Below are 17,162 nucleotides of genomic sequence, written 5' to 3' on the forward strand. Positions count from 1 at the left end.
CCGCACCGGTCCGCCGCCCGGGGCGATGGCGGCTGAAAGCCACCGACGCGGGCGCCGCCCCGCCCCCGGACCCGCCCGGTCAGCCACCGGGCGGGCCCCCGAAGGACGCCCCGGGATCGCTCCCGGGCCGCCGCGGACAGGTGCGGTCAGGAAGCACAAAATAGGAACATTGTCAAGATGCGGGCGGCGCGGCAGGCGGGACAGGGCCTGTCCGCCGCGGACTCCCGCCCGCCGCCGAGCCGTCATTCCGGGGCGCCGCGGGCGCGCCGGAAATCCGGTGCCGCGGTCGGCGCGTCCGGATCCCGGGCTCCGCGCAGCAACACCGGGATGACGGGGAAGCGGCCGCGTCTGCTATGTCGGCGGTCCGAATCCTCATCGATCGCGCCGCCCGTGGCCATTGACCATATCGATCTCAGCCGGATCGACCTGAACCTGCTGGTGGCCCTGGATGCGCTGCTCGACGAGCGCAGCGTCACGCGGGCGGCCGCACGGGTGGGGATCGGTCAGTCGGCGATGAGTTCGAGCCTCGCCCGCCTGCGCCGCCTGTTCGACGACGAACTCCTGACCCGGGCGCCGGACGGGATGCGGCCGACACCCCGCGCCCTCAAGATCGCCGAGCCGCTGCGGGCCACCCTCCGGCAGGTGCAGGCGCTGGTGCATCGGGAGGAGCGGTTCGACCCGGCCACCGTCGAGCGCAGCTTCACGGTGAGCCTGCCGGACAGCGTCGAAGCGCTGCTCGGGCCGCGGCTGATCGCGCAGCTCCGCCGGGACGCGCCCGGCATCCGGCTCCTGCTGCGCTCGGTCGACCGGACCCGGATCCTCGACGAACTCGACGCCGACCAGGTCGATCTCGCCATCGGCCTGTTCTCCGAGGGGCAGCTCCACCACAAGCAGCGCCTCCTCTACCGCGACAGCTACGTGGTGCTGTTCAACGCCGCGCTGATCGGCCTGGAGCCGCCGATCGGGCTGGACGACTACCTGCGCTTCCCCCACGTGCTGACGTCCCTGCGCGAAACCGCCCACGGGGTGGTCGACGACGCCCTCGCGTTGATCGGCCGCTCGCGCACCCTGGCGGTGACGACCCCGCGCTTCCTCGTCGTCCCGTTCATGGTCCGGGCGGCGCCGGTGATCGCCACGATGCACGCCCGGCTCGCCACCTCCTTCGCCAACGCTCTCGCGCTCAGCGTCAGCCCCGTGCCGGTGCCCCTCGACGACGTGGCCGTGTCGATGCTGTGGCACGCCTCGTACGACCACGACCCGGCCCATCGCTGGCTCCGGGATCTGCTGGTCCGGCTGGCCCACGAACCGCCCGCCCCCGGCATCCTCTGAGTTCGGCGCTCACAGCTTGGCGCTCACAGGCAGGGATCGTCCGCGGTCTCCAGGCGGCCGCTCGCGATCGCCGCGCGGAACAGCGCGAAATCGGCCGCATTGCGCTCCGCATAGGCCGCGGCCCAGTCGGCGATCGCCGCGCAGAGGTCGTCGTGTTTGCCGCTGCCGCAATAGCCGGCGATCGCCGCCGCATCGCCGGTCCGCGCATGGGCGCGGGCGAGGAGCGTGCCGTAGGCGTACGAGAAGGTCAGGAGCGGCGCGCCGGACATCCGCGCCAGCGGGATCGCGCCCTTCAGATTCTTCATCTGCCGGACGTAGAACGGGCGGCCCGCGATGCTGGTCCAGCCGAGCAGCGGATCGCCCACCGCCTGGAGCAGGCGCTGGCCGTAGATCACGCGCTCGCCCTCGTGCCCGGAAAAGGGCGCCGGCACCCGCGGCAGGTACGGCGCGTGCGCCGGACGGACCGCCTCCTTGACCTGGAGGAAGAGTGCGTCCGCGTCGGAATTGCCGAACAGCAGCGCCAGGTAGGCGCGGGTCCCGACGCTGCCCACGCCGACGACCCGATGGGCGACATCGACCACGTGGTAACGGTCGAGCATGAAGCGCCGCTCCCGCGGCAGGGTCTCGGCGTAGCGCTCCAGACCGGTGACGACGCCCTCGCGGGTCGCCTCGTCCACGGGCGTCAGGATCGGCGGATCGGTTTGCAGGCGCCAGCTGCCGTCGGTGCGCCGCTCGGCGACCTGGGCGAGGAGGCTGCGGTTGTTCCGCCGCCGCGCCTTGTCGACGGCCCGCCGCACCACGGCCCGGGCCTCGGCATCCATCTGCAATCCGGCGATGTGCGGCGCGTCGGCACGCGTGGTCTGGTACCAGACGTCGAGGGAGCCCTGCGGCGCCAGGCGCCGCATCGTGTGCTGGTAGCCGGAGACCGCCTCCATGACGGAAGCGCGCCGCTCGGCCGCCGGCGCGCCCGCATCCGCGATGGCGACCGCGAGGCCGGCCGCGAGGCGCTTGAGATCCCATTCCCACGGGCCGATCGTGACCTCGTCGAAATCGTTGAGGTCGAGGACGACGTCGCGCTGCGGCGTACCGAACAGGCCGAAATTGTCCGTGTGCGCGTCGCCGTTCATCACCACGTCGATGCCGCTGCGCGGCCCGCGCGACAGGTCCCAGGCCATGACATGGGCGGCCCCGCGCAGGAACGCGAAGGGCGAGGACGCCATCCGGGCGACCCGCAAGGGGATCAGATGCGGCTGACGGCCCTTATGCGCGGCCTCGATCAGGGCGATCGGGTCGGGCCGGTCCGGACCGGGATCCAGCGTGGCCTGGCTCGCATGGGGCACCTCGGCACGCAGCCGCTTGCCGGCCTTGCGGCGCTTGTCCCAGGCCTCGACGCCCACGCGGAGGTCGATCCGCGGAAACTCCGCGACCGGCGCGAGCACCGAGTCCATACCCGGGGCGTCGGAGACGCCGGTTTCCGGGGCAGTCCTGTCGCTCTCGATGCGATCCATCGATGTCCCATCGCGGCATGCAGGGCGGTCGCGGCCGTACGGGTCTCCCTCCCGCGCCGGGAGCGATTTCCATACGGTAGCATCGGCCCCGCTCTGTGACGTCCCGGGCCTGAACGGCCCTTGACCACTCTATAGGCGAGCCCTCTAACGAACCGAGTATTCGCGGGGCGTTTCCGGGTGCCGGGCCGTTCACAGCGTCGCGATCAGAGTTCCGGAAGTGGACGGGGCGTTCCGGGAACGCCGTTGCATCAGCGAGACTTCGCATGCCCAAGGGTTCAGATCTCCTCGTCGCCGCCCTCGAGAACGAGGGGGTCGACCGAATCTTCGGGATTCCCGGCGAGGAGAATCTCGACGTCGTCGAATCCCTGCGCAACTCCAAGATCGAGCTGATCCTGACCCGCCACGAGCAGGCGGCGAGCTTCATGGCCGCCACCCATGGCCGCCTCACCGGCCGCCCCGGCGTCTGCCTCTCGACCCTGGGTCCCGGCGCCCTGAACTTCTCCACCGGCGCCGCCTACGCCCATCTCGGCGCGATGCCGATGATCATCATCACCGGCCAGAAGGGCATCCTGTCGTCGCGGCAGGCCAAGTTCCAGATCGTCGACGTAATCAGCTCCATGAAGCCGATCACCAAGATGGCCCGGCAGATCGTCTCGGCCTCCTCGATCCCCACCATCGTGCGCGACGCCTTCCGGGTCGCCACCGAGGAGCGGCCGGGCCCGGTGCTGCTGGAGCTGCCCGAGGACATCGCGGCCGAGGAGGCCGAGGCCCACCTCGTGCCCTCGCACCCGATCGACATCCCGGTGGCCCATCCCACCGCCATCGCGCGCGCCGCCGCCATGATCCTGAAGGCCGAGCGCCCGCTGATCATGCTGGGCGCCGCCGCGAGCCGCCCCCGGGCCACCGGCGAACTCGGCGGCTTCGTGCAGCGGACCCAGATCCCGTTCTTCACCACCCAGATGGGCAAGGGCACGGTGGCGAGCGGCACGAACCTCTACATGGGCACGGCGGCGCTCTCCGAGCGCGACTACGTCCACGAGGCGATCGACCGGGCCGACCTGATCATCGCCATCGGCCACGACACGATCGAGAAGCCGCCCTTCTTCATGGGCCAGCACGACCAGAAGGTCCTGCACATCAGCTACATGCCGGCCAATGTCGAGCAGGTCTACTATCCCGACGCCGAGGTGGTGGGCGACCTCGGCCCCACCCTGAAGCTGCTCGCCGACCAACTCGACGGCAAGCTCCCCAACGCCGGCGCCCTGCTCCACCTGCGCGAGCACATCCTCAACCACATCGCCGACCGGGCCGGCGAGGACCGCTTCCCGGTGACGCCGCAGCGGCTCGTGCGCGACGTGCGCCGGGTGATCCCCGAGGACGGCATCGTCTGCCTCGACAACGGGATGTACAAGATCTGGTTCGCCCGGAACTACCGGACCTACGTCGCCAACACGCTGCTCCTCGACAACGCGCTGGCCACGATGGGCGCGGGCCTGCCCTCGGCCATGATGGCGGCGATGCTCTACCCGAACCGGCGCGTCATGGCGGTGTGCGGCGACGGCGGGTTCATGATGAACAGCCAGGAGATGGAGACCGCGGTCCGCCTCAAGCTCAACCTCGTGGTGCTGGTGCTGGACGACTCGGCCTACGGGATGATCCGCTGGAAGCAGGCGGTCGACAAGTTCGCCGATTACGGGATGACCTTCAGCAACCCGGATTTCGTGCTCTACGCCAAGTCGTACGGGGCCACCGGCCACCGGGTCGAGTCGGTCAACGACCTCGTGCCGACCCTCGACCGGGCCTTCGCGGCGGGCGGCGTCCACCTCGTGGCGGTCCCGATCGACTATTCCGAAAACACCCGCGTGCTGGTCGACGAGCTGCGCGCCAAGGTGAAGGATTTCGAGCCGGCCGAGTGAGGCTGGTGTCGCAGTTGGGTCGGGACCAAGACAGGGCAGCGCGATGAACCCGTTCACCTTCCAGACCACGCCGAACGTGCTGTTCGAGGCCGGCGCCTCCAGGAAGCTGCCCGAGATCGTCGGCCGCTTCGGGGCGAAGCGCGTCCTGCTGGTCACCGACAAGGGCGTGCGCGGCGCCGGGCTGACCCAGGCCGCCGAGGCGGCTTTGGCGGCGGCCGGCGTCAGCCTCGACGTCTACGAGGACGTGGTGGCCGATCCGCCCTCCACGGTGATCGAGGCGGCGGCCAAGCGCGCCCGGGAGCTCGGGACCGATCTGGTCCTGTCGATCGGCGGCGGCTCGGCGCTCGATACCGCCAAGCTCGTGGCCTATCTCGCCAAGTCCGACGAGCCGCTCGACGCGATCTACGGCGTCGGCCTCGCCACGGGCGACCGCCTGCCGCTGATCCTCGTGCCGACCACGGCCGGCACCGGCTCGGAGGTGACGCCGATCTCGATCGTCACGACGCCGACCACCGAGAAGAAGGGCGTCGTCGCCCCGAAACTCCTGCCCGACTGGGCGGTGCTCGACCCGGAGCTGACGCTCGGCCTGCCGTCGCACGTCACCGCGGCGACCGGCATCGACGCCATGGTTCACGCCATCGAGGCCTTCACCAGCAAGAACAAGAAGAACCCGATCTCCGACCAGCTCGCCAAGCAGGCGCTGGCGCTGCTCTCGGCCAACATCCGCACCGCCTGCACGGACGGGGCGAATCTCGAGGCGCGCTCCGGCATGCTGCTCGGCTCGATGCTCGCCGGCATGGCCTTCGCCAACGCGCCGGTGGCGGCGGTCCACGCCCTGGCCTACCCGGTCGGGGCGATCTTCCACGTGCCGCACGGGCTCTCGAACGCGCTCGTGCTGATGGGGGTGATGCGCTTCAACCTCTCGCACGCGGAGGCGCTCTACGCCGAGCTGGCGCCGATCCTCGATCCCGCGGCCGCGGATCTGCCGCCGTCCGAGGCCGCCAAGCGCTTCGTGGAGAGCCTCGACGCGATCTGCCGCGACTGCAAGGTTCCGGCGTCCCTCGCCGAGGTCGGCGTCGCCCGGCGGGATCTGGAGCGCATGGCCTCCGACGCGATGAAGCAGACGCGGCTCCTCGTGAACAACCCGCGCGAGGTCACCTACGACGACGCGTTCGCGATCTACGCCGAGGCGCTGGGCGAGGCACGCCCGGCGGCGTGAGGGCGGAAGCGGCGCTGGACTGCCGCTCGGCCAGTCCCGGCCACGCCGTCATCGCGAGCGCAGCGACGCGACCCAGGGCAGCGCGACCTCGCCGAGCGAGACGCTGCTGGATTGCTTCGCTCCGCTCGCAAGGACGGAGGCGACGTTTCAGCCCTAGGGCTGTGAGGAGAAACGCCAGCATGGACCAGTTCGACGCGTTCCGGGCGATGGGCGAGTTCTGGACCCGGGCGGGCACGGGCTTCTTCACGCAGGGTCTGGGGCCATCCGCGCCCGGCTTCGGCTGGCCGACCTTTCCGGCACCCGATCTCGCCGGCATGGCCGCCGCCCAGTCCAAGCTCTCCGAGGCCTGGACCGCCGCCAACACCCTCTCGCAGACACTCGCGACATCGCTCCAGGGCGGCCCCGGGGCGCCGGACCCGACCGCCGGGGCGGTGCTCGCCCGGATCTTCGATCCCCAGGCCTGGCTCGGCGGCTCGGGCGAGTTCGACGCCGCGCTGACCCGCATGGCCGAGGGCCCGCAGCTCGCCGACCTGTGGCAGACCGAGCGACGCTACGCGGCCCTGTTCACCGCCTGGGCGACGCTGCGGCGAGCGCAGAGCGAGCATCAGGCCGTGATGCTCGACGCCTGGACCCGCGCCGCCGGCACCTTCGCCCAGGAGGCCAATGCCCGCGCCGAGCGCGGCGAGAGCTTCGCCTCCGCCCGGGAGATGATGACGCGCTGGATCGAGACCGCCAACGCGGTCCTGCTGGAGGTCCAGCGCTCGGACAAGTTCCTGGCCTCGCAGCGGGCGGTGCTGCGGGCCTCCACCGATCTGCGGCTCGCCCAGCAGGACGTCGCGGCCTTCCTGTCCGAGCTCTACGGCCAGCCGACCCGGGCCGAGCTCGACGACGTCCACAAGAGCCTCACCGAGCTGCGCCGCGAGGTGCGGGCGCTCCGCCGCGAGCGCCGGCAGGCCGGCAAGGTCGCGAAGGCAGGTGGTTCAGAGGTCGGGAAGGAAGCCCATGGCTGACCAGGAAAGCCCGAAGGGGCCGGCCGCTCCGCTGAATCTCACCCCCGCCGCGTTGCTGGCCGAGGTCGGCACCCTCGGCCGCCGGATCAGCGAGGGGGCCAAGCTGTTCGCCGATGTCAGCGACGCCGACGTCGCGATCGCCACCACGCCGAAGGATCTGGTCTGGAGCCAGGACAAGGTCCGGCTCTACCGCTACCGGCCCCTCGCCGAGAGCAAGGGCCTGCCGCCGGTCCTGATCGTCTACGGCCTGATCGGCCGCTACACGATGGCCGACCTGCAGGAGGACCGCTCGCTGGTCCGCAACCTGCTGAACCTCGGCCTCGACCTCTACGTGGTCGATTGGGGCAATCCCGGCCGGGCCGACCGCTACGTCACCATCGACGATTACGTGGACGGCTACCTCGCCGAGTGCGTCGCCGTCATCCAGGAGGCGGCGAAGCGCGACAGGATCAGCCTGCTCGGGATCTGCGAGGGCGGGGTCTTCACCACCTGCTACGCGGCGCTCTACCCCGAGACCGTCAACGCGATGGTGCTGACCATCACGCCGATCGACTTCCATGCCGATGCCCGGGATGCCCGCGCCGGCCACGGCTTCATCAACGTCTGGACCCGCTCGCTGACGCCCGAGGACGTGGACCGGCTGATCGACGCGCAGGGCTCCCTGCCCGGCGCTTTCATGGGTTCGGTGTTCTCCATGATGACGCCGATGCGCACCCTGACGAAGTACAACCTCGACCTGCTCGACGCCCTCGACGACAAGAAGAAGTTTTTGAACTTCCTGCGGATGGAGAAGTGGATCGCCGACCGTCCGGACCATCCCGGCGAGGCGGCCAAGCAGTGGCTGAAGGATCTCTACCAGGACAACAAGCTGGTCCAGAGTGCCTTCGAGCTCGGCGGCCGGACGGTGGATCTGAAGGCCATCACCTGCCCGGTGCTGAACGTCTTCGCCCAGGACGACCACATCATCCCGCCCGCCACTTCGCAGGCGCTGAAGGACCGGATCGGCACCGCGGATTACACCGAGATGGGTCTGCCCGGCGGCCATGTCGGCGTGTTCGTCGGCGGCAAGGCCCAGAAGCTGCTTGGGTCGGGCATCGCCGACTGGCTCGGCCAGCGGGGGTAGGATGTCGGCCCGACGGTTCTCGATGAGCAGGACGCCCCTCCCCTCCCCCCGCTGTGGGGACGGCGACTGGACACACCCATCGTGCGCTGCGCCGCGGCGGCGGGATCAAGCGCGGGTCCCCTCTCCCGTGCGGGAGAGGGACAGGGTGAGGGATCAGGTCCGTCCGATAAAGGCGCGACCTGACGGCGCTTCGAGGGCGTGCTCCATCCTGACGCGGCCCGTCCCTGACCCCGACCCTCTCCCGCACGGGAGAGGGGGCGCCTCGCGATCTGCCGCGGAGGCCAGCGTTCAATCCGGGCCGATGGACATCGTCGCTTCCCGGAGAAGGGCGAGCGCAGCCGCTCCGGCCGCATCCCGGGCGCCGAGGATCACCCGATGGGCAGCCTGAAGAACAAGATCGTCAGCGCCGACGAGGCAGTCGCCATCCTGCAGGACGGTGACATGGTGGCGGTGTCGGGCTTCGTCGGCATCGGCACGCCCGACGAGCTGATCCTGGCGCTCGCACGCCGCTTCGAATCCGGCGCCGGCCCGCACGGGCTCGGTCTGATGTTCGCCGCCGCCCCCGGCGACGGCAAGGAGCGCGGCCTCAACCGGCTGGCGCTCCCGGGCCTCGTCCGCCGCGTCGTCGGCGGCCACTGGGCCCTGGTGCCGAAGCTCGGCGCCATGGCGGTCGAGGGCCTGATCGAGGCCTACAACCTGCCGCTCGGCGTGGTCTCGCACCTCTACCGGGAGATCGCGGCCCACACGCCGGGCCACATCACCAAGGTCGGCCTGCGCACCTTCGTGGACCCGCGGCTGGAGGGCGGCAAGCTCAACGCCGTGACGCACGAGGACCTCGTCAGCGTGGTCGAGCTCGGCGGCGAATCCTGGCTCCACTACAAGGCGTTTCCCATCAACGTCGCGCTGATCCGCGGCACCACGGCCGATCCCGCCGGCAACATCACCATGGAGCGCGAGGCGCTCACCCTCGACAACCTCGCCGCCGCCATGGCGGCGAAGAACTCGGGCGGCTTCGTCATCGCGCAGGTGGAGCGGCTGGCCGAGGCCGGCTCGCTCAACCCGCGCGAGGTGCAGGTGCCCGGCGTGCTGGTCGATTGCGTGGTGCTCAGCCAGCCCGAGAACCACCGCCAGACCTACGGCACGCCCTACAACCACGCCTTCACGGGCCGCCAGCGGGTGCCCCTCGACCGGATCGCCCCCATGGCGCTCGATGCCCGCAAGGTCATCGCCCGGCGCTGCGCCTTCGAGTTGCCGCCGGGCGGCGTGGTCAATCTCGGCATCGGCATGCCGGAGGGCGTCGCGGCGGTCGCCGCCGAGGAGCGGGTGCTGAAATACCTGACGCTCACCGCCGAGCCCGGCGTGATCGGCGGCCTGCCGCAGGGCGGGCTCGATTTCGGCGCCGCCCTGAATCCGGCCGCGGTGCTGCACCAGAACCAGCAGTTCGATTTCTACGACGGCGGCGGCCTCGACCTCGCCTGCCTGGGCCTCGCCCAGTGCGACGCGGAGGGCAACGTCAACGTCAGCCGCTTCGGCAAGCGGCTCGCGGGCGCGGGCGGCTTCATCAACATCTCGCAGAACGCCAAGAGCCTCGTCTTCGCCGGCACCTTCACGGCCGACGGGCTCAAGGTCGCGGTGGAGGATGGCGGCATCCGGATCCTCACCGAGGGCCGCTCCCGGAAGTTCATCGCCGCGGTGGAGCAGGTGACCTTCTCGGGGGCCTACGCGGCCGAGCGCGGCCAGCCGGTGCTCTACGTGACCGAGCGCTGCGTCTTCCGGCGGACGCGGGCCGGCATGGAGCTCGTGGAGGTCGCGCCGGGCATCGACGTCGCGCGGGACATCCTGGGCCAGATGGGTTTCGCGCCCATCGTGCAGGACCCGAAACCGATGGATCCGCGCCTGTTCCGCGAGGCCGTGATGGCCCTGGAGCCCTGGCTGCTGGGCCTCTCGCTGTCGGAGCGGATCAGCTACGACCCGGAGCGCAACATCCTGTTCTCGAACCTGGAGGGTTTCCAGGTGCGGACCATCGACGACGTCGAGCTGGTGCGCCGGGAATACGAGCGCGCCTGCCAGGAGATCGGCCGCAAGGTCCACCTGATCGCCAATTACGACGGGTTCGAGATCGACCCGACGGTGAGCGACGCCTATTTCTCGGCGATCGCCTATCTCGAGAACCGCTATTACGAGACCGCGTCGCGGTACACCACGAGCGCGTTCCTGCGATTGAAACTCGGCGCCTCGTTGGCGAGCCGCGATCTGGCTCCCCATGTGTTCGAGACCAAAGCCGAGGCGCAGGCGCGGAACACCGCCCAGAGCGTGCCCCTCAAGCCGCGCCCCGGCCTGTCCCAGCCCGACAGATCGCAGCCGCCGAAGGAACCGTTGGATGCCTGAGTTCGAGACCCCCGCCCTGATGGACCGCGCCCTGCTGGTCGATGCCTGCCTGATCGGCGGCACATGGTCGAAGGCCGGCTCCGGCAGCATCGACGTCACCAACCCGGCGACCGGCGCCCTGATCGCCCGGGTGCCGAATGCCGGCGCCGCTGAGACGGCCCAGGCGATCAAGGCCGCCCACGCGGCCTACCCGGCTTGGCGCGCCAAGACCGCCAACGAGCGCGCCGTGCTGCTGCGCAAGCTCGCGGCGCTCGTTACCGAGCATCAGGAGGACCTCGCCCAGATCCTCACGGCCGAGCAGGGCAAGTCACTGACCGAGTCCCGCGGCGAGGTCGCCATGTCGGCCGCCTACGTGCTGTGGTTCGCGGAAGAGGCGCGCCGCGTCTACGGCGACGTGGTCCCCTCCCCCTGGGGCGACCGCAAGATCCTCGTCACCAAGGAGCCGGTCGGCGTCGTTGCGGCGATCACGCCGTGGAACTTCCCGTCCTCGATGATCGCCCGCAAGATCGCCCCGGCTCTGGCCGCCGGCTGCCCGATCGTGATCAAGCCCGCCTCGCAGACCCCGCTCTCGGGCCTCGCCTGGGGCGTCCTGTGCGAGCGCGCCGGCTTCCCCGCCGGCACGGTCTCGATCCTCACCGGCTCGGCCCGCGCCATCGGCGCCGAGATGACCGGCAATCCGCTCGTCAAGAAGATCACGTTCACGGGCTCCACCGAGGTCGGCAAGGTGCTGCTGGAGCAGGCCGCCCACACGGTGAAGAAGGTCTCGATGGAGCTGGGCGGCAACGCACCCTTCATCGTGTTCGACGACGCCGACCTCGACAAGGCGGTGGCCGGCGCGATGCTCGCCAAGTACCGCAATTCCGGCCAGACCTGCATCTGCACCAACCGCTTCCTGGTGCAGGACGGCATCTACGACGCCTTCGCGGAGAAGATGGCCGAGGCGGCCAACCGCCTGAAGGTCGGCAACGGCGTCGAGGACGGCGTCGCCCAGGGGCCGCTGATCGACATGGCCGCGGTGGAGAAGACCGAGGCGCATATCCGCGACGCGCTCGAGAAGGGCGGCCGGGTGATCGCGGGCGGCCACCGGCACGCGCTCGGCGGCCAGTTCTTCGAGCCCACCGTGATCACCGGCGCCACGCCCGCCATGGCGGTGGCCCGGGAGGAGACCTTCGGGCCGCTGGCGCCGCTGTTCCGGTTCCGCGACGAGGCCGAGGCGATCCGCATGGCCAACGACACCGAGTACGGGCTCGCCTGCTATTTCTACACCCGCGACCTCGGCCGCACCTTCCGGGTCGCGGAGGCGCTGGAATACGGGATGGTCGGGATCAACGAGGGGATCATCACCACCGAGGTGGCGCCCTTCGGCGGCGTGAAGGAATCCGGCCTCGGCCGTGAGGGCTCGTACCAGGGCATCGAGGATTACCTGAACACCAAGTACCTCTGCGTGGGCGGCCTCGGCGCGTAGGGCCGGGCCCACGTCGACCCGGATCGGGGCCTGATTGGTTCTCCCTCCCCCGCGGAGGAGGGAGAACCGGTGCGTCTTACTTCCCGCTCGGCGCCGCGCCGCTGCCCGTGGCGCCGTTGCCCGAGCTGCTGCCGGCGGGCGCGCCCGGGGTGCTGACGCGCGGGCCGCCGCTGGTGCCGGGTGCCATGCCGGCGCCGGTAGAGCCGGTGCTCTCCATGGAGCCGGCTCCCGTCCCGGTGCCGCCCACCGCGCCGGACTTGTTGACGTTGCCCTGGTTGGCGCCGCCGGTCTGGGGGGCCTGAGCCAGCGCCGCGCCGGACGTGGCGAGCACGAGGGATGTGGCGAGGGCGAGGATCGTCTTCATGGGGACTCCTGACAATGGTGGGTCGTGTCAGGGCAACCCGGCGGCGCCGGGAATGTTCGGTCGCCTTTAGCGGGCGAGCGCCTCCCGCCACGCCGTCCAGGGCCAGCGCAGGGCCTCCCCGCCCGCCGACGGCGCGATCGACACCGTCGCGGTCCGGCCGCTGACCAGCCGCGGGTCCGCCGGGCCGCCGTCGAGGGTGATCCGCACGGGGATGCGCTGGGCCAGCCGCACCCACGAGAAAGTCGGGTTGACGTTCGCCAGCAGGTTGGTGGCGTCGCTGCGGCCGGTCTCGCCGATGCCCCCCGCGATGCTCGCCACGCGGCCCGTGAGCACGCCGTCCTCGCCCATCAGCTGGACGGTGACCGGCGCGCCGACGCGGATGCGCGGCAGCTTGGTCTCCTCGAAATAGCCCTCGATCCGGACGGTGTCGCGGTCGATCAGCGCCATGACCCCGCGGCCCGTGGTGACGTAGGCGCCCGGACGCAGCTCCATGTTGGTGATCCGGCCGTTGACCGAGGCCCGCACCGCCGAGCGTTCCAGGTTGAGCTTGGCAAGGTCGCGGTCGGCCAGGGCCTGCTCGTAGGCCGCCTGGGCGGACAGGTCGGCGGCCTTGGTGGCCTCGACCTTCTGCTGCGAGACGGCCGCGTCGGAGAGCTTGCTGTAGCGGGCATAGTCGGCGGCGGTCTGCTCGGCGGTGGCCTTGCGGCCCTCCACCATCGCCTCCGCCTGCCGCAGCCCGATGCGGAACCGGTCCGGATCGATGCGGAACAGGACGTCGCCCTTCCGCACGACCTGATTGTCCTCCACCAGCACCTCGGTGACGAGGCCGGACACGTCGGGGGCCACCGCCACGACGTCGGCGCGCACGCGCCCGTCCCGGGTCCAGGGGGCATCCATGTAGTAATCCCACAGGCCGAGGCCGACGATCAGCGCCGCGGCGACCACGCCGAGGGTGACCAGGAGGCGGCCGAGGACGGAGAACAGGGCGGTCATTGCAGGGTCCGGTGGGCGAGGGTCACGACGCCGCCGAGCAGGACGACGTAGAGGGCGAGGTCGAAGAGCGGCCGGTGCCAGACGAGGCGGTAGAAGCCGGTCGCCGACAGGAGACGGCGGAGCGGCAGGCTGAGCGCGAAGGCGATGGCCATCCAGAGCGCGAGGCCCGGCACGAACACGCCGTAGAGGTCGATCTCGCCCATCATGCCGCCATCTCCCGGTCGTCCCGCGCGGGGGGCGCCGCCCGGTAGGCCGGCGCGTCGGGGAAGAGCCCGCGGCGCAGGCCGGTGAGTCCGATCAGGGCGGCCCGGCGTTCCGGCGCGGGGGCCGCATCCGCGACGGCGTCAAGCCCGTCGTCCAGCGCCGCCAGGAGCGCCGAATCCGGTCGGCCGGTCCGGCCGCGGAGCTGGCGCGCCGCCAGCGCGAGGGCCCGGTCGACGGCGGTCCGGGGCGGACCCGTCAGCCGCCGGCGCACCCGACGGACCTCCACGAGGTTGATGCCCACCCGGACATCGGCCAGCAGGTCGCCCACGGAAGCCGACGTCTCGGCCGGCAGCGTCGCCAGCCGCGGGGCGATCAGCCCGATGCGGTCGAGCATCAGGGCGGCGAGTTCGAGGCCGTGGCCGGTGCCGCGCCCGTCCGCGGCGGCTGCGAGGCTCTGCCGGTTGATCCGCACGAGCCGCCGGGCGCTCCAGCCGGCGCCCACCGAGCGGATCAGCCGGGTGACCACCGCCCCGACCCACATGCCCACCACCGAGGCGATCACCCCGTTGGCGAAGGGCGCGAAGTCGCCGCTGTAGCCGTTCTGGAGCGCCAGAAGCGTCGCGCCGTTCAGCGCCGCGCCCATGCCCATCGGGGCGGTGCGCGGCTGCGTCATCATCAGGCCGCACAGGATCAGGGCCGGCGCGAGCGCCAGGGCCAGCATCTCGAAGGAGGTGGCGAGGGGCAGCACGGCGAACAGGTAGAAGCCCGCGCCGAGGGCGCCGACGAGCGCCGAGTTGGTGAAGCTCAGGATCTGCGGCGCGGGATCATCCTGCGCGGCGAACAGGCAGCAGGCGACCGCGCCCATCATCGGCGCCGCGGATCCGTCGGGCCAGCCGGTGGCGATCCAGATCGCACAGCAGACCAGCAGGCCCACGAACACCCCGAAGGCCGAGAACGCCGCCAGCCCATGGTCGCGGTGGCGGATGGACCGGACCCGGGCCGTGTAGGCGAAGGCGAGCGGCGCCCGCGGCGGCGTCCCGGCGGCAAGGTGGCCACGGAGTGCCCGCAGGTCCTGCCGTAGGTCGATGACGTCGCGCAGGCGTGCCGCGAGGCTCGCGAGCAGCAGCGTGGTCCAGTCCGGATTCCGGCCGAGGGTCGGCTCGAACCCGTCGATCCGGCCGCGCAGATGCGCGGCGCGCTCCGGATCATCCGCCTCGTCGGCGAGCCAGACGGCGAGGTCCGACAGGAACGACCGGACCCGCGCCGGCAGCGCGCCCGCCCGCTCCAAGGTCTCGACGCGATCCGCCACGGCGGCGACGATCGGCAGGACCATCAGCATGTGCTGCCGGAGCGGCGCGAAGGCCTCCGCGGCGCGCTCTGCACCCGTCGCTTCGTTGCGCAGGGCGAGGCCGAGGGCATCGAGGCCGAGGGCGTCCGAGGCGAGGCGCAGGCGCCGGCCCTGGCTCGTCCCGGAAGCCTCCGGTGCCCGGGCCGCCGCGAGGGCACCCTGGATCCACGCACGGGCTTCCGCCAGCCAGAGATTCAGACGCCCGACGATCAGGGGGGCCGCCGATTGCGGCAGGATCAGCGTGGCGGCGAGGCTGGCGCAGAGGATCCCCAGGGAGATCTCCTCGGCCCGCGCCACGGCGGTGTCGAAGATCGCCCCGGGATCCTCGACGGCGGGGAAGCCGATCAGCGCCGCCGTGTAGCCGGCGAGCATCGGCAGGTAGCTCGCCGGGGTACGATCGAGGAGCGAGACGTAGAGGCAGAGCGCGACCCAGAGGGCCACCGCGAGGCTCAGCAGGATCGGCTCGTTGACGAGGTTCGGCACCAGCACGACGCTCACCGCCGCGCCGAGCACCGTGCCGCCGACGCGGTAGACGGCCTTCGCGCGCGTCGCGCCCGAGAGGACCTGGCTGGTGATGTAGACGGTGCCCACCGCCCAGTAGGGCCGCGGCAGGTCGATCCAGAGCGCGAGGAACAGGGCGAGCATCGCCGCCGCGTAGGTCTTCAGCGCGAACGCCCAGTCGCGCCATCCGGGAAGGGTCACGACGCCGGCTCCAGCTCGGGGGCGGCCGCGGCGGCCTCCCGCCCGTAGCGCTGGAGCGCCGCGAAGACCCGCAGGCTCGCTTCGAGATCGGCGTCGTCGACCTCAGCGAAGACCCGCGCGCGCAGGGTCGAGAGCGCCGCCTCGATCTCCTCGAAGACCTGCCGTCCGCGCGGGGTCAGACCCAGCACCTTGGCGCGGCGGTCGGAGGGATCCTCGCGGCGGACCACCAGCCCGGCGACGGCGAGCTGGTCGAGGAGGCGGACCAGCGAGGGGCCTTCGATGCCGACGGCCTCCGCCAGGACGTTCTGGCGCGGTTCCTCTTCCATCCGACCGATGATGATCAGCGGGTGCGCGGTGGCGTCGGACAGGCCATGCGCCTCCGCGACATTGTTGGCGGCGCGCCGCCAGTGGCGTCCCGTCGTCAGCAACGCGTGCGTGATGGCCTGCTGCAGCCGCTCGCGCGTCCTGGGATCGTCGATGTCGGTCACGGTCTGATCGCCCGCCGCGAGGACCCAGCGAAGACGCCGGATCAATCAGTTCACATACTGATAGATAGCATCATATCGATTTGGATAGGGTGACATCGTGGTCGGTCAGGGTTGCGGGCAACGAATGGGCACGTCCCTCGTCGCGGGAGTGTGCAGCGTCAGCGGAATGCAGCTCAGGGTCCGGCACGCACGTGTGCGGAACGGTGAGCGGGCCACTCCATCCCGCCCCTTCACCCTGAGGTGCCCGCGCCAGCGGGGCTCGAAGGCGGGCTCCGGGGATCGCGCGGCTGGCTGGAGCCCGCCTTCGAGGCCTCCGTTGCGCTCCGGCACCTCAGGATGAGGTGGAGCGGGGGGCGCCGATCAGAGGCGTCGCGGTCTCGCAGCCGCGCCGTCAGGCCGGATGCGTGTTGTGGATCTGGTCGAAGTCCAGCGACGCCGTATCGATCACGATCTGCGTCCGGCTGATGACCTCGAGCTTGCGCAGGATTTCCGAGACGTGCGCCTTCACGGTCGAGTCACCGACCTGCAGTTCGTGAGCGATCTGCTTGTTGAGCTTGCCCTGCCGGATCATCATCAGCACCCGCAATTGCTGCGGCGTCAGCCGGGCGAGGCGCTCGGGGAGCGGCGCCTTCTTGCTCCGTGGTGCGGGCGTCGTGGCCTCGGCGAGACCCGGCGGCAGGAACAGCGCCCCGCGCATCACCTCGGTGATCGCCCGGGTGAGCGTCGCCTTGTCCATGGCCTTCGGGACGAAGCCCGCCGCGCCGTGCTGCAGCGCCTCGCGCACGATGCGCGGATCCTCGTGGCCGGAGACGATCAGGATCGGGATCCGCGGAAAGCTCGCCCGGATGGTGATCAACCCGTCGAAGCCGGTCACGCCCCGCATGGAGAGGTCGAGGAGTGTCAGGTCGATGCTGCGATTCGCGGCGAGCACCGCGCAGGCCGCCTCGATCCCGTCCGCCTCGTGAAGGACCGCGTCCGGATGCGCGAGGCGGATCGTGGCCGCCAGGGCGTCGCGGAACAGCGGGTGGTCGTCGACGATGAGGAGATTCACGCAGACCTCGGTCCTTCGCTCGAGATCCTCACAGGATCCGCCGAACCCGCGGGC

The 17,162-nt window shown here is 71.3% G+C and carries 14 protein-coding genes; 7 read left to right on the forward strand and 7 right to left on the reverse strand.

All coding sequences use genetic code 11. The annotated features are described in order from the left end of the window. The first annotated feature begins 390 nt into the window (after window positions 1-390). A complete protein-coding gene (locus GGQ91_RS04900) occupies window positions 391-1,329 on the forward strand; it encodes a LysR substrate-binding domain-containing protein (protein WP_182591493.1) in 939 nt (312 codons plus the stop codon). Window positions 1,330-1,352: 23 nt separating this feature from the next. On the opposite strand, the gene GGQ91_RS04905 is transcribed toward GGQ91_RS04900, so the two are convergent. Then, window positions 1,353-2,837, reverse strand: a complete 1,485-nt coding sequence (locus GGQ91_RS04905) for a DUF2252 domain-containing protein (protein ID WP_081948867.1) — start codon at window positions 2,835-2,837, stop codon at window positions 1,353-1,355. Window positions 2,838-3,100: 263 nt separating this feature from the next. On the opposite strand from GGQ91_RS04905, the gene GGQ91_RS04910 reads away from it, so the two are divergent. The 6 genes from GGQ91_RS04910 to GGQ91_RS04935 all read left to right on the forward strand — a co-directional run bounded on the left by GGQ91_RS04910 (window position 3,101) and on the right by GGQ91_RS04935 (window position 11,958). After that, entirely contained in the window at window positions 3,101-4,753 is a 1,653-nt protein-coding gene (locus tag GGQ91_RS04910; protein ID WP_053610259.1) for an acetolactate synthase large subunit, read from the forward strand. Between the two features lie 43 nt (window positions 4,754-4,796). Further along, entirely contained in the window at window positions 4,797-5,972 is a 1,176-nt protein-coding gene (locus GGQ91_RS04915; RefSeq protein ID WP_182591494.1) for an iron-containing alcohol dehydrogenase, read from the forward strand. Window positions 5,973-6,151: 179 nt separating this feature from the next. Continuing rightward, on the forward strand, window positions 6,152-6,982 hold the full coding sequence (locus GGQ91_RS04920; protein ID WP_182591495.1) for a poly(R)-hydroxyalkanoic acid synthase subunit PhaE: 831 nt from the start codon (window positions 6,152-6,154) through the stop codon (window positions 6,980-6,982). After that, a complete protein-coding gene (phaC, locus tag GGQ91_RS04925) occupies window positions 6,975-8,105 on the forward strand; it encodes a class III poly(R)-hydroxyalkanoic acid synthase subunit PhaC (RefSeq protein ID WP_182591496.1) in 1,131 nt (376 codons plus the stop codon). Before GGQ91_RS04920 ends, phaC begins: the two co-directional genes overlap by 8 nt. A gap of 375 nt (window positions 8,106-8,480) precedes the next feature. Next, on the forward strand, window positions 8,481-10,493 hold the full coding sequence (locus GGQ91_RS04930) for an acyl CoA:acetate/3-ketoacid CoA transferase (RefSeq protein ID WP_043387975.1): 2,013 nt from the start codon (window positions 8,481-8,483) through the stop codon (window positions 10,491-10,493). Further along, window positions 10,486-11,958, forward strand: a complete 1,473-nt coding sequence (locus GGQ91_RS04935) for an NAD-dependent succinate-semialdehyde dehydrogenase (RefSeq protein ID WP_182591497.1) — start codon at window positions 10,486-10,488, stop codon at window positions 11,956-11,958. Before GGQ91_RS04930 ends, GGQ91_RS04935 begins: the two co-directional genes overlap by 8 nt. A gap of 76 nt (window positions 11,959-12,034) precedes the next feature. On the opposite strand, the gene GGQ91_RS04940 is transcribed toward GGQ91_RS04935, so the two are convergent. The 6 genes from GGQ91_RS04940 to GGQ91_RS04965 all read right to left on the reverse strand — a co-directional run bounded on the left by GGQ91_RS04940 (window position 12,035) and on the right by GGQ91_RS04965 (window position 17,108). Further along, complete coding sequence (locus GGQ91_RS04940) at window positions 12,035-12,322, reverse strand: hypothetical protein (RefSeq protein WP_043757663.1); 288 nt, start codon at window positions 12,320-12,322, stop codon at window positions 12,035-12,037. 66 nt (window positions 12,323-12,388) lie between these two features. Continuing rightward, a complete protein-coding gene (locus tag GGQ91_RS04945; protein WP_182591498.1) occupies window positions 12,389-13,315 on the reverse strand; it encodes an efflux RND transporter periplasmic adaptor subunit in 927 nt (308 codons plus the stop codon). Continuing rightward, window positions 13,312-13,521, reverse strand: coding sequence for a DUF1656 domain-containing protein (locus GGQ91_RS04950; protein WP_043355775.1), 210 nt, complete (start codon window positions 13,519-13,521; stop codon window positions 13,312-13,314). Before GGQ91_RS04950 ends, GGQ91_RS04945 begins: the two co-directional genes overlap by 4 nt. After that, window positions 13,518-15,569 (reverse strand): FUSC family protein, encoded by a 2,052-nt coding sequence (locus GGQ91_RS04955; protein ID WP_182591499.1) that lies wholly within the window; start codon window positions 15,567-15,569, stop codon window positions 13,518-13,520. Before GGQ91_RS04955 ends, GGQ91_RS04950 begins: the two co-directional genes overlap by 4 nt. Beyond that, a complete protein-coding gene (locus tag GGQ91_RS04960; RefSeq protein ID WP_081948821.1) occupies window positions 15,566-16,057 on the reverse strand; it encodes a MarR family winged helix-turn-helix transcriptional regulator in 492 nt (163 codons plus the stop codon). The genes GGQ91_RS04955 and GGQ91_RS04960 overlap by 4 nt, the downstream gene beginning before the upstream one ends. A gap of 391 nt (window positions 16,058-16,448) precedes the next feature. Then, window positions 16,449-17,108, reverse strand: a complete 660-nt coding sequence (locus GGQ91_RS04965; RefSeq protein WP_043353911.1) for a response regulator — start codon at window positions 17,106-17,108, stop codon at window positions 16,449-16,451. Window positions 17,109-17,162: the final 54 nt, after the last annotated feature.

Source organism: Methylobacterium fujisawaense (assembly GCF_014138435.1).
Taxonomy (GTDB): domain Bacteria; phylum Pseudomonadota; class Alphaproteobacteria; order Rhizobiales; family Beijerinckiaceae; genus Methylobacterium; species Methylobacterium fujisawaense.

Excerpts from the sequence above, each read along its gene's own strand:
- GGQ91_RS04905 (WP_081948867.1), bottom strand. The coding sequence starts at position 2,837 with ATGGATCGCATCGAGAGCGACAGGACTGCCCCGGAAACCGGCGTCTCC.
- GGQ91_RS04910 (WP_053610259.1), top strand. The coding sequence starts at position 3,101 with ATGCCCAAGGGTTCAGATCTCCTCGTCGCCGCCCTCGAGAACGAGGGG.
- GGQ91_RS04915 (WP_182591494.1), top strand. The coding sequence starts at position 4,797 with ATGAACCCGTTCACCTTCCAGACCACGCCGAACGTGCTGTTCGAGGCC.
- GGQ91_RS04920 (WP_182591495.1), top strand. The coding sequence starts at position 6,152 with ATGGACCAGTTCGACGCGTTCCGGGCGATGGGCGAGTTCTGGACCCGG.
- phaC (WP_182591496.1), top strand. The coding sequence starts at position 6,975 with ATGGCTGACCAGGAAAGCCCGAAGGGGCCGGCCGCTCCGCTGAATCTC.
- GGQ91_RS04930 (WP_043387975.1), top strand. The coding sequence starts at position 8,481 with ATGGGCAGCCTGAAGAACAAGATCGTCAGCGCCGACGAGGCAGTCGCC.
- GGQ91_RS04935 (WP_182591497.1), top strand. The coding sequence starts at position 10,486 with ATGCCTGAGTTCGAGACCCCCGCCCTGATGGACCGCGCCCTGCTGGTC.
- GGQ91_RS04940 (WP_043757663.1), bottom strand. The coding sequence starts at position 12,322 with ATGAAGACGATCCTCGCCCTCGCCACATCCCTCGTGCTCGCCACGTCC.
- GGQ91_RS04945 (WP_182591498.1), bottom strand. The coding sequence starts at position 13,315 with ATGACCGCCCTGTTCTCCGTCCTCGGCCGCCTCCTGGTCACCCTCGGC.
- GGQ91_RS04950 (WP_043355775.1), bottom strand. The coding sequence starts at position 13,521 with ATGATGGGCGAGATCGACCTCTACGGCGTGTTCGTGCCGGGCCTCGCG.